At 72.3% G+C, this 11,702-nt stretch carries 11 protein-coding genes; 7 read left to right on the forward strand and 4 right to left on the reverse strand.

Annotated elements, in window-relative coordinates; genetic code table 11:
- The first annotated feature begins 65 nt into the window (after positions 1 to 65).
- The 3 genes from EXE59_RS17440 (at position 66) to EXE59_RS17450 (ending at position 3,627) form a co-directional block, all read left to right on the forward strand.
- The gene (locus EXE59_RS17440; RefSeq protein WP_246056863.1) at positions 66 to 968 is read left to right on the forward strand and encodes a phosphotransferase family protein; all 903 of its coding nucleotides are present in this window, start codon (positions 66 to 68) and stop codon (positions 966 to 968) included.
- Positions 969 to 1,199: 231 nt separating this feature from the next.
- Positions 1,200 to 2,687, forward strand: coding sequence for a 30S ribosomal protein S1 (rpsA, locus tag EXE59_RS17445; RefSeq protein WP_135840037.1), 1,488 nt, complete (start codon positions 1,200 to 1,202; stop codon positions 2,685 to 2,687).
- 103 nt (positions 2,688 to 2,790) lie between these two features.
- Positions 2,791 to 3,627, forward strand: coding sequence for a patatin-like phospholipase family protein (locus EXE59_RS17450; protein WP_135840038.1), 837 nt, complete (start codon positions 2,791 to 2,793; stop codon positions 3,625 to 3,627).
- A gap of 52 nt (positions 3,628 to 3,679) precedes the next feature.
- Here EXE59_RS17450 and EXE59_RS17455 read toward each other — a convergent pair whose 3' ends face one another.
- Together EXE59_RS17455 and EXE59_RS23895 are read right to left on the reverse strand one after the other, a co-directional pair.
- Positions 3,680 to 4,972, reverse strand: a complete 1,293-nt coding sequence (locus EXE59_RS17455; protein ID WP_135840039.1) for a class I adenylate-forming enzyme family protein — start codon at positions 4,970 to 4,972, stop codon at positions 3,680 to 3,682.
- Positions 4,973 to 5,003: 31 nt separating this feature from the next.
- A complete protein-coding gene (locus EXE59_RS23895; RefSeq protein WP_168218578.1) occupies positions 5,004 to 5,162 on the reverse strand; it encodes a hypothetical protein in 159 nt (52 codons plus the stop codon).
- A 93-nt stretch (positions 5,163 to 5,255) separates the two neighbouring features.
- On the opposite strand from EXE59_RS23895, the gene EXE59_RS17460 reads away from it, so the two are divergent.
- Both EXE59_RS17460 and EXE59_RS17465 read left to right on the forward strand, forming a co-directional pair.
- A complete protein-coding gene (locus EXE59_RS17460; protein WP_135840040.1) occupies positions 5,256 to 6,230 on the forward strand; it encodes a GlxA family transcriptional regulator in 975 nt (324 codons plus the stop codon).
- A 635-nt stretch (positions 6,231 to 6,865) separates the two neighbouring features.
- Complete coding sequence (locus tag EXE59_RS17465) at positions 6,866 to 8,143, forward strand: aspartate aminotransferase type Ic (protein WP_210429056.1); 1,278 nt, start codon at positions 6,866 to 6,868, stop codon at positions 8,141 to 8,143.
- Positions 8,144 to 8,159: 16 nt separating this feature from the next.
- Here the strand turns inward: EXE59_RS17465 and EXE59_RS17470 are convergent, their stop codons facing one another.
- Positions 8,160 to 8,447 carry a hypothetical protein gene (locus tag EXE59_RS17470; protein WP_135840041.1) on the reverse strand — a complete coding sequence of 96 codons (288 nt, stop codon included), beginning with the start codon at positions 8,445 to 8,447 and terminating at the stop codon, positions 8,160 to 8,162.
- 44 nt (positions 8,448 to 8,491) lie between these two features.
- On the opposite strand from EXE59_RS17470, the gene coaE reads away from it, so the two are divergent.
- On the forward strand, positions 8,492 to 9,088 hold the full coding sequence (gene coaE, locus EXE59_RS17475) for a dephospho-CoA kinase (protein ID WP_425464522.1): 597 nt from the start codon (positions 8,492 to 8,494) through the stop codon (positions 9,086 to 9,088).
- Between the two features lie 40 nt (positions 9,089 to 9,128).
- Positions 9,129 to 10,448, forward strand: coding sequence for a glycoside hydrolase family 3 protein (locus tag EXE59_RS17480; RefSeq protein ID WP_135840042.1), 1,320 nt, complete (start codon positions 9,129 to 9,131; stop codon positions 10,446 to 10,448).
- Here EXE59_RS17480 and EXE59_RS17485 read toward each other — a convergent pair whose 3' ends face one another.
- Entirely contained in the window at positions 10,449 to 11,414 is a 966-nt protein-coding gene (locus EXE59_RS17485) for a sigma-70 family RNA polymerase sigma factor (protein WP_135840043.1), read from the reverse strand. It abuts the gene before it with no gap.
- Positions 11,415 to 11,702: the final 288 nt, after the last annotated feature.

The following is an 11,702-nucleotide window of genomic DNA, read 5'->3' on the forward strand; positions in this document are numbered from 1 at the left end:
CTTTACCCAAAGGGATGAGTCGCCCTCGCCGGTGCAGACCAGCTCGGTCGTGCCACGATGAGGCGGTGAGCGAGCCGACGACGTCCCTGACGCCATTGGCGGGAGGTCACTCGGGCCGCACCTTCCTCGGTGACGCCGGTGGCGAGCGCGTGGTCGTACGGCTCCATCCGCCCGACGACGTGCGCGGTGCGCAGGCTCCCGAGATCGACTGCTCGGTCCTCGGGCTGGTCCGCGGGCTGCTGCCCGTGGCCGACGTGCTCGAGGTGCGCCGCCCGATGGCAGACGCCGGCACCCCGGGTCTGCTGGTGACCTCGTTCCTGCCGGGGGAGCGCGGGGACGTCGTCGTCGAGCGCCTGGTCGCCGCCGGGGACTCGGACGGGTTGCGGCGTATCGGGCGGGCGCTCGGGGCGGTCGCGGCCGGCCTCGCGGGGATGCCGATGCTGCGGCCCGGACCCTTCCTCGACGCCGACCTCACCCTGGGACGCTTCCCCGACGACGACCTGGCCGCCTGGGCCGCCGCCCGCCTGCCCGGCTGGCCCGCGGGGTTGCGGCGCAACCTGTCGCAGGTGTGCCGCCGGGCGCAGGACCTGCTGGACACGGTGGGACGCGCCTGCCTGGTCCACAGCGACCTCAACCCCAAGAACGTCCTGGTCGACCCCGCCACCCTCGAGGTCACCGGGGTGCTCGACTGGGAGTACGCCCACGCGGGCCACCCGTGGACCGACCTGGGCAACCTGCTGCGGTTCGACCGGCATCCGGCGTACGCCTCCGGAGCCCTCGACGCGTGGGTGTCGCTGCGCGGCGGCGAGGCCGCGACGGTGCTCGACGGCGCCCGGTCGGCCGACCTGAGGGCGCTGGTGGACCTCGCCGGCCGGGTGGGGGAGAACCCCGTCGCGGACCGCGCCGAGGAGCTGCTCCGGGCGATCGCGGACGCGGGTGACGTGCACGCCTGGCCCTTCGCCGGTTGAGCGTGGAGTGAGCGTGGTGACGAGCGTGCGCTGAGCGTGCGGCGCCGGTTGGACGTGGGCCCGCGCGGGCGCGTACTCTCAGGAGTTGCGCCAGTCGTCTGCCCGGCTTCCATACCGAGCGAACCCGTGCTCGCCGAGCTCGCGTCAGTGACCCGTCACCGACGAGTGCCAGTGAAACAGACGATCGTGCGCGTCCGCACGACTCCATCCATCCAAGGAATCACTTCCCATATGACGAGCACGCTCTCCACTCTTCCGGACTACGACGCGCCCCAGGTGGCCGTCAACGACATCGGGTCCGAAGAGGACTTCCTCGCGGCAATCGACGCGACCATCAAGTACTTCAACGACGGTGACATCGTCGACGGCACCATCGTCAAGGTGGACCGCGACGAGGTCCTCCTCGACATCGGCTACAAGACCGAGGGCGTCATCCCCTCGCGCGAGCTGTCGATCAAGCACGACGTCGACCCCAACGAGGTCGTTTCCGTGGGCGACAAGGTCGAGGCCCTGGTCCTCCAGAAGGAGGACAAGGAAGGCCGCCTGATCCTGTCCAAGAAGCGTGCTCAGTACGAGCGTGCCTGGGGCACCATCGAGCAGGTCAAGGAGGAGGACGGCGTCGTCGAGGGCACCGTCATCGAGGTCGTCAAGGGCGGCCTCATCCTCGACATCGGCCTGCGCGGCTTCCTGCCCGCGTCGCTCGTGGAGATGCGTCGCGTCCGCGACCTGCAGCCCTACGTCGGCCAGACGCTCGAGGCGAAGATCATCGAGCTCGACAAGAACCGCAACAACGTGGTCCTGTCGCGCCGCGCCTGGCTCGAGCAGACCCAGTCCGAGGTCCGCCACGGCTTCCTCACCCAGCTCCAGAAGGGCCAGATCCGCAAGGGTGTCGTGTCCTCGATCGTCAACTTCGGTGCCTTCGTGGACCTCGGTGGCGTCGACGGCCTGGTCCACGTCTCCGAGCTGTCGTGGAAGCACATCGACCACCCGTCCGAGGTCGTCGCCGTGGGCGACGAGGTCACCGTCGAGGTCCTCGACGTCGACATGGACCGCGAGCGTGTCTCCCTGTCGCTGAAGGCGACGCAGGAGGACCCGTGGCAGCACTTCGCCCGCACCCACCAGATCGGCCAGATCGTGCCGGGCAAGGTCACCAAGCTGGTGCCCTTCGGCTCGTTCGTCCGTGTCGAGGAGGGCATCGAGGGCCTGGTGCACATCTCCGAGCTCGCCGAGCGTCACGTCGAGATCCCCGAGCAGGTCGTCCAGGTCAACGACGACGTCATGGTCAAGATCATCGACATCGACCTCGAGCGTCGCCGCATCTCGCTGTCGCTCAAGCAGGCCAACGAGACCGCCGCCGCCGCCGACGTGGAGGAGTTCGACCCCACGCTCTACGGCATGACCGCGACCTACGACGAGCAGGGCAACTACGTCTACCCCGAGGGCTTCGACCCCGAGACGGGCGAGTGGCTCGAGGGCTTCGACGAGCAGCGTGCGGTCTGGGAGGACCAGTACGCCAAGGCGCACGCGCGCTGGGAGCAGCACGTCAAGCAGCAGGCTGACGCGAAGGTCGCCGAGGCCGAGGCCGGCGAGGCCACCTCGTACTCCTCCGGCGGCGACGTCGCCGAGGGTGGCGAGTCCGGTGGCGACACCGGCGGCTCGCTCGCCTCCGACGAGGCGCTGCAGGCGCTCCGCGAGAAGCTGACCGGCGGGTCCAACTGACCGCTGGCTCCACAGCACCACGAACGGCCCGCCCGGGACTCCCGGGCGGGCCGTTCGGCGTACGTGCCTCGCCAGGTCAGGGTGCGTCCGCTACAACTGGCGCATGAGCGGCACCTCGGCACTGGTCCTCGGCGGTGGCGGGATCACCGGCATCGCCTGGCAGCTCGGCATCCTCGCGGGGCTCGCCGACGCCGGCGTGGACGTGACGGACGCCGACGTCGTCGTGGGCACGTCGGCCGGGTCGGTGGTCGGCGCCCAGGTCACCAACGGCCTGCCCCTGGCGGACCTCTACGCCACCCAGCTCGAGCCCCCCGACGCCGAGATCGGCGGCCGGCTGTCACGGATCGCCGCGCTGAAGCTCGTGCCTCCCTACGCCCTGCCCGGCAGCGGTCGTACGAAGCTCGCGCGGGTGGGACGGGTCGCCACGGCCGCGCACGAGCCCGGCTCGGTCGACCGCGAGGGCGTGATCCGCTCCCGCCTGCCGGTGCACGGCTGGCCCGACCGCGACCTGCGGATCACCGCCGTCGACGCCGTCAGCGGCGAGTTCACCGTGTTCACCCCGGCATCGGGCGTCGACCTCGTCGCCGCCGTCGCCGCGAGCTGCGCGGTCCCGACGGTGTGGCCTCCTGTGGAGGTCGCCGGGCGGACCTACATGGACGGCGGGATGCGGTCGACCGCCAACGTCGACGTCGCCCGCGGGGCCGACCGCGTCGTCGTGCTGGCGCCGCTCCCGCGCGCGATCAGCAAGAAGGCGTCGATCCGCGCCCAGCTGGAGCGGGTGGCACCGCGGGCGTGGTCGGTCGTCACGCCTGACGCCGAGGCGCTCGCCGCCTTCGGTCGCAACCTGCTCGACCCGTCGAAGCGCGCCGTCGCGGCCGAGGCCGGACTGCGCCAGTCGCGCGACGTGCTCGACGGGGTCCGCGGGGTCTGGGAGGCGTGATGCCGTCGCCCGCGGGCCGGCCGGGTCACCACGGTCGTCCCCGTGCGTCAGGTCAGGACGAGAGCCGGCCTGCCTCGGCCACGACGCCGGGGAGGGCGTCGCGCCGCACCTTCCCCGTGGCGGTCATCGGGAGGGCGGGGACGAGCGCGTACTCCTTGGGCCGCTTGGCAGGCGCGAGCACCCGCCGGGCGTGGCCGGTGATGGTCTCGACGGCCACGTCGCCGACGACCGCCGCGCACACGCGCTGCCCCCACTGCGGGTCCGGGACGCCGTACACGGCGACGTCGTCGACGCCGCGCACCTCGCGCAACGCGGTCTCGACCTCCAGCGGGTAGACGTTGACGCCGCCGGAGATGATGAGGTCCGTACGCCGGCCGTCGAGGTGGACGTAGCCGTCGTCGTCGATCCTGCCGACGTCCCCGACGGTGAAGGCGGGCCCCGCTGCTGTGTCGCGCCAGGCTGCCGCCGTCTGCTCCGGAGCCCCGAGGTAGGTGAAGCGCGCGTGGCGCGGGACCGCGCACCAGATCCGGCCGTCGTCGTCGGTGGTCAGGGTCCGACCGGGTCGCGCCCGACCGACGGTGCCGGGGCGCGCCTGCCACTCCTCGGAACGGCAGGCCGTGAACTGGCCCTCGGTCGAGCCGTAGAACTCCCAGGTCGAGCCGGCCGGGAACAGCTCGACCAGTCGCTGCTTCACGGAGACCGGGCACGGGGCACCCGCGTGCGCGACGAGACGGAACGACGAGAGGTCGGGGACGCCGACGGCCTCCCAGTGCGCGAAGAGCCGCTGCAGGTGCGTCGGCACGCAGAACATCGTGGTCGGCCGCTCCTCGGTGATCGCCCGGGTGACCACCTCCGGGTCGAACTTCCCGGGGACGACGATCCGGCCGCCGGCCAGGAGCGTCCCCATGGCGAAGCGCAGGGGCGCCGAGTGGTGCAGCGGGCTGAGGACCAGGTTCGCGTCGTCCGCGCAGAACCCCCACAGGTCGCGCTCCTCGGCAACCAGCCCCGCCGCGTCGGACGCCGGGAGCAGGCCGGACCAGACGCCCTTCGGTGTCCCCGTGGTGCCGCTGGTGCAGTGGATCGGCCGCCCGCGCGGCAGGGACCGCGACCGTCCCGGCCGGGCCGCGAGCAGGGCGTCCACCTGCTCCTGGGTCGTCACGACGAGGTCGGGCTCGATCGGAGCGAGGATGCGGTCGCGCTCGGCGCGGGTGAGCGCTGGATCGAGCGGGACCGGGAAGACGCCGTCCGCGAGGAGTGCGATCACCAGGTCGACGTACGCCTCTGAGCCGGGGACGAGCAGCGCGACGCGCGATCCCTCGCTGGGCCGTTCCTGCGTGCCGAACATGACCGGCATTGTGCCGGTCGGGGCCCGGGTCTCAGCCGCGCGGGACCCGGTGGTGCCGCTCGTCGACCGGGCCGAGGTCGTCGATCGGGTGGGTGGTGGACGAGGGGCCGGCGAAGTCGTCGCGGCGGGCATAGTCGACGAGCAGCACGACGGCGGTGGTCAGGGCCAGGATGAGGATGATGGTGTTCATGGCAGTAATTCTCCGCTCATCTCATTCCTGCCACGAGTGGCAGGAATGACAACTATGGTTGATTTACTGCCACTCGTCGTGCAGGCTGGTCCCATGTCGGGATCCATCAAGAAGGTCGCTGTCGTCGTCCAGGAACGGCCCGAGCCGTTCGGCCTTGGCGCGCTGTGCGAGGTGTGGGCCGAGCCCTACCACCCCGAGGACGACAACCCGGTCTTCGACTTCACGGTCGTCACCCCGACGCCGGGCCGGTTGCGCACGCGCGCGGGCTTCGACCTCGTCGTGGAGCACGGCCTCGAGGCGGCGGCGGATGCCGACCTGGTCTGCCTCGCGCCCAAGAGCAACCACCTCGAGTCGCCGCCCGAGGTCTCCGAGCTCCTGCGGTCCGCGCACGACCGCGGGGCGATGCTGTTCGCCCACTGCTCGGCGACCTTCATGCTCGGGGAGGCCGGCCTCCTGGACGGTCGCCGGTGCACCACCCACTGGAGGTACGCCGCCGAGCTCGCCGCGCGCTACCCCGAGGCCGAGGTGGACCCCGACGTGCTCTACGTGCAGGACGGCTCCATCGTGACGGGCGCGGGGTCGGCGGCGGCGCTCGACGCCGCGCTCCACGTGATGCGCCAGCAGTTCGGTGCCAAGGTGGCCGCGACGACGGCGCGGCGCATGGTCGTGCCGCCGCACCGGGACGGCGGGCAGGCCCAGTTCATCGCCCGCCCGGTCCCGGTGTGCGAGTCCGAGGCACTGGCGCCGCTGCTGGCGTGGATCGCTGCGAACCTCGCCGAGGACCTCGACGTCGAGACACTGGCCAGGCAGGTGCACATGTCGGCCCGCACCTTCGCCCGGCGGTTCAAGGAGGAGACGGGCACCACGCCGTACAGCTGGATCCTCGGCGAGCGGGTGCGCGCCGCCCAGGAGCTGCTCGAGCAGACCGACCACTCGGTCGACTGGGTCGCCGCCGAGGTGGGCTTCGGCAACGCCGCCACGCTCCGCCACCACTTCGGTCGTACCCGCGGGGTCAGCCCCCAGGAGTACCGGCGTACCTTCCGTGCGCCGGCGGGCCTGCCTGCCTGAGCGAGGTCAGTACTCCACGCCGAGCTGCTCGGAGGCAAGGGCCCGGTAGGCGTCGACGACGCCAGGAAGGCCGCCCGCTCGACCTCGGCGGTGGGCCGGGGGCCCCACGACCGCCGCCCGGTGCGCACCACCACCGTCTCCACGCGGGCGGGCAGTGCGGAGTGGTAGGCCCACTGCCCACCCTCCGGCCTGACCCCCGAGGACACGCCGCGAGGCGAGTCGAGCATCGTCATGCGGTCCATCCGCTCGGGACGGAGCGCCTCCCGCTCGAACAGGGAGTCGGTCAGGATGAGCGTGGCGCCGGCGCGCACCCTTGCGCCCGGCGAGTCCGGACACCCCCATCTCGTAGGACACGCCGTCCCCGAGGGCGTACAGGGCGTTCTCGTTGAAGCCGGTGACGAGGTACGCCTCGTCGGCGACGTTCGGCACCTCCTCGCGCTTGCGTCGGAGCAGGTCGAGTAGCTGAGGTGGAACAGGCCGAAGGGACCGGACGAGAGCACGCAGGTGTTGAACGAGCCGAGGTCGGTGTCGAGGGTGCGCCCCTCGGTCGCACTGGCGCGGAGCGCGGGCTGGTCGTCGTTCCACGGGCGGAACGGCCACGAGCGCTGCGAGGGGCGACCTCTAGGCTGGGGGTCGTGAACGCGACTGCGCTGGCCGACCTGTCCGCCGACGACCTCGCCGCCCTGCTCGAGGAGCAGCGCACGGCCTACGAGCAGCTCAAGGCGCAGGGGCTCAAGCTCGACCTCACACGCGGCAAGCCGTCGGCCCAGCAGCTCGACCTCGCCGACGACCTGTTGCGGCTCCCGACGTCCACCAAGGACGCCAGCGGGGTCGACGTGCGCAACTACGGCGGGCTCGAGGGCCTGCGCGAGCTGCGGGAGATGTTCGCCGAGCTGCTGTGGGTCGAGCCGGACCAGGTGGTGGCGGGCGGCAACTCCAGCCTGTCGATGATGCGCGACTGCCTGGTCTGGATGATGCTCTTCGGCGCGGTCGACTCCGAGCGTCCGTGGAGCAAGGAGGACAAGGTCCGCTTCGTGTGCCCGGTGCCGGGCTACGACCGGCACTTCACCCTGCTCGAGAGCCTCGGCATCGAGATGGTGACCGTCGCGATGGGCGCGGACGGCCCCGACGTCGACGCCGTCGCGGCGCTCGTCGCGGACGACCCGAGCATCAAGGGCATGTGGATCGTCCCGACGTACGCCAACCCGACCGGCGCGATCTGCAGCCAGGACGTGGCCGCCAGGCTGGCCGCGATGCCGACGGCGGCTCCCGACTTCAAGATCTTCTGGGACAACGCCTACGCACTTCACCACCTCACCGAGGAGGAGGCCAAGAGCGCCGACATCCTCACCCTCGCGTCCGCCGCCGGCCACCCGGACCGGCCGATCATGTTCGCCTCGACCTCCAAGATCACCTATGCCGGGGCGGGCGTGGCGTTCCTCGCGGCCTCGACGGGCAACGTCGGCTGGTACCTCGGGCACCTCGGCAACGGGTCGATCGGTCCGGACAAGGTCAACCACCTGCGCCACGCCGAGTTCTTCGGCTCCCCGCAGGGGGTGCGCGACCACATGGTCCGGCACCGCGAGATCATCGCGCCGAAGTTCGCCGAGGTGGACCGGGTGCTGACCGAGCGCCTCGGCGGCCGCGGCGTGGCGACCTGGAACACCCCGAGCGGTGGCTACTTCGTCAACCTCGACGTCGTGCCCGGCACCGCGAGCCGCGTGGTCGCGCTCGCGAAGGAGGCCGGCATCGCGCTGACGCCCGCCGGGTCGTCGTTCCCCTACAAGCAGGACCCGGACGACACCAACATCCGGCTGGCGCCCACGATGCCGCCGCTCGCGGAGGTCACCGCGGCCATGGAGGCCGTGGCGACGTGCGTGCTGCTGGCGGCCGCCGAGAAGGCTGCCGCCTGACCCGCCCGGTCGGTGCTCAGGCGGCCGCCCGCTCCGCGCCGAGGCCACCGCGCGCCAGGTCGGCGTCCCGCCCGCCGTGGAGGAGCAGCTCCTCGTGGGTGCCGAGCTCCACGACGCGGCCGCGGTGCAGCACGGCGATCTGGTCGGCGTCGCGGACCGTCGAGAGCCGGTGCGCGATCGTGATGGTCGTCCGGCTGCGGCTGGGAGCGGGCGGGACCTGGTCGACGTGATCGAGGACGTGCGCCGACAAGCGTCCGAGGGCGTGCTCGACGTGCTCACGCCGGCGCAGCGTCGTACGCTCCACGACATCCTGGGCACCGTCCTGGGCAACGCGGTGGGGGAGGTCCAGTGAGCATTCGCGTCGGGCTGACCGGGGGCATCGCCTCGGGGAAGAGCACCGTCTCGGCGATCCTCGCCGAGCTCGGGGCCGTCGTCATCGACGCCGACCTGATCGCTCGTGAGGTGGTGACCCGCGGCACCCCCGGCCTCGACGCCGTGGTCGCCGAGTTCGGGCCCGGCGTCCTGACCGAGGAGGGCGACCTCGACCGGCCGGCGATGGGCGCGTTGGTCTTCTCGGACCCGTCGGCGCGCAAGCGGCTCGAGGCGATCGTCCACCCGCTGGTGCACCAGCGCAGCGCCGAGCTCGAGGCTGCCGCGCCGCCCGGCTCCGTGATCGTCCACGACGTCCCGCTGCTCGCGGAGGTGGGCCGGGGCGGGCAGTTCGACGCCGTGATCGTGGTCGACGCCCCCACCGACGTGCAGGTGACGCGGATGGTCCGCGACCGCGGGTGGACCCGTGAGGAGGCCGAGTCGCGGATCGCCGCCCAGGCCACCCGCGAGGACCGGCTGGCCATCGCGACCCACGTGATCGACAACACCGGGTCCCTCGACGACCTGCGCCGACACGTCGAGGAGGCGTACGCCGAGCTGGCCGGCCGTGCCTGACGTTTCCGGATCGTGGGGGTGCGGCCGGTAACCTCCACGCGTGCTCCCGATCCGACCCCGACTGGCCGTGATCGCGACGGGTGTCCTGCTCGTCAGCGGCTGCGCCGGCCTCGGCTCGACGCCAGACGACGCGGTTCCGGGCACGTCCACGCCCACGTCCTCCGCCTCCACCGGGTCCGGCGAGCCTGCGGCGCCCGAGGCCGAGGAGACCGAGGGCCCGGACACGCCGACCTCGTGGGGCCCGACCGTGGGAGAGGTCGAGGAGGCGCGTGAGCTCGTCGCCACGTGGACCCCCGAGCAGCTCGCCGGCGGCGTCATCGTCGGCCGGTTCCACGGCACCGACCCCGACGAGCCGGCGCGGATGGTGCGCGAGCTGCACCTGGCCGGTGTCTCGGTCACCGGTGCCAACGTCGTCGACCAGCAGCAGGTGCTCGACATGACCGCCGCCGTCTCCCGCGCCGCGCGCGAGGACGGGCGCGACTTCCCCCCGGTCATCGGCGTCGACCAGGAGGGCGGCTACGTCTCGCACCTGCGCGGCATCGCCACCGAGTTCCCCCACTTCGCGTCCGCCGGACTGGCCATCGCCGCCGACCCCAGGCTCGGTCGCCGGGTCACCCGCGCCGCAGCCCTGACGACGGGGCTCGAGCTGCGCGGGCTGGGGTTCACCTGGGTGTTCGCGCCGGTCGCCGACGTGACCATCGGCGCCGCCGACCCGACGATCGGCGCGCGCTCACCGTCGATGGACCCCGCGCTCGCCGCCCAAGCGGTCGGCGCGGCCGTCAAGGGCTACGACGACGCGGGTGTCGTCTCGACGGTCAAGCACTTCCCCGGCCACGGCGGTGCGACGAGCGACAGCCACGACACCCTGCCGGTGCTCGACGCGACCGTCGAGGAGCTGATGGCGCACGACCTGCCTCCCTTCGAGGCCGCCATCCGCCAGCAGGCACCGGCGGTCATGCTGAGCCACCTCGACCTCACCGACATCGCGCCGGGCGTCCCGGCGAGCATGGCGCCGGAGGTCTACGACCTGCTGCGCGACGACCTGGGGTTCGAGGGCGTGGCGATCACCGACTCGCTCGGGATGGGCGCGGTCGGCGGGCGCCCGACGCCGGCGCTGCAGGCTCTCCAGGCGGGTGCGGACCTGCTCCTGATGCCGGTGGACAACGCGACCACGCACCAGATCGTGGTCGACGCGATCGACTCTGGGCTCGTCTCGCGGGCCCGGGTCGAGGAGGCGGCCGCCCGCGTGGTGGCGCTCCAGATGTGGCAGGCCCGGATCGCAGCACAGCGGCCCGTGCCCGCCGACGTGGTCGACAGGGCACGGGCCGCGAGCGCGGACCTGGAGTCCGCGGCGTACTGATCAGGCAGCGAGGTCGGGGTCGCCGGCGCGGCGGAGCTTCTGCAGCGCCTCCCGCTCCAGCTGGCGCACCCGCTCGGCGGAGATGCCGTGGCGGGCACCGATGTCGGCGAGCTTGTGCTGGCGACCGTCGGCCAGGCCGTAGCGGGCGCGGACGATGTCGGCCGAGCGCTCGTCGAGGATCCCGACCAGGTCGTCGAGGCGCTGACGGGCCTCGGCGTCGAGGTAGTTGAGGTCCGGGCCCGGTGCGGTCTCCTGGGCCATCAGGTCGCCCAGCGACGTGTCGCCGTCCTCGTCGACCGGGGTGTCCAGGGACACGTGGTCGCGGCCCCAGCTCATCAGGTCGAGGACCCGGTCGAGCTCCATGCCGAGCTCGGTGGCGATCTCTTCGGGCTCGGGGTCGCGCCCGAGCTGGCGCTCGAGCGTGCGCCGCGCGCTGCCGACCTGGTTGAGCTCCTCCACGACGTGCACGGGGAGGCGTACGACGCGGGCCTGCTGCGCGATGCCGCGGGTGATGGCCTGGCGGACCCACCAGGTTGCGTAGGTCGAGAACTTGTAGCCCTTGGTGTAGTCGAACTTCTCGACCGCGCGGATCAGGCCGGTGTTGCCCTCCTGGATCAGGTCGAGCATCGGCATCTGCGAGCGGCCGTACTTGCGGGCGATCGAGACCACGAGGCGCAGGTTGGCCTCGATGAAGCGGTCGACGGCGAGCCGACCCTGCTCGGCGAGCCACTCGAGCTCGGCCTCGTTGGCGCTCATCGGGGCGCCGCCCTTGCGCCGGCCGACCCGGCCGGTGTCGAGGAGGTGCTGGGCCAGCAGGCCCGCCTCGATGGTCTTTGACAGCTCGACCTCGGTCTCGGCGTCGAGGAGCGGGGTGCGAGCGATCTCGTCGAGGTAGAGGCCCACGCTGTCGCGGCCCTCGATCTCACGAGTGGTGCTGGTGGTGCGCTTGGCCTGTGCAGTGCTCATCTCGTCCTCCTGCTCTCGTGCGACCACCCCGTGTCGCACATCTCTTCCAACGCCTGTGTCCGCTGCGGGATTCCCGGTCGGATTGGTGCCCTTCACCTGCCTTGACGAGCCAGTTCCCCCGGGAGTTGCACGAACGGCCAACTCTCAGGGACTTCTCAGGGGTTCCCCGGTCTGGCTGTGCACATACCCGTACGGGCCGTGATCCCCGCCCACAGGCTCGTGCGGAACATGTGGAGGGCAGGCGCGGGCCTGTGGAGCACGGGCCGACTTCTGTGAGGAAACCTGTGG

This window comes from Nocardioides eburneiflavus (assembly GCF_004785795.1).
GTDB classification, from domain to species: domain Bacteria; phylum Actinomycetota; class Actinomycetes; order Propionibacteriales; family Nocardioidaceae; genus Nocardioides; species Nocardioides eburneiflavus.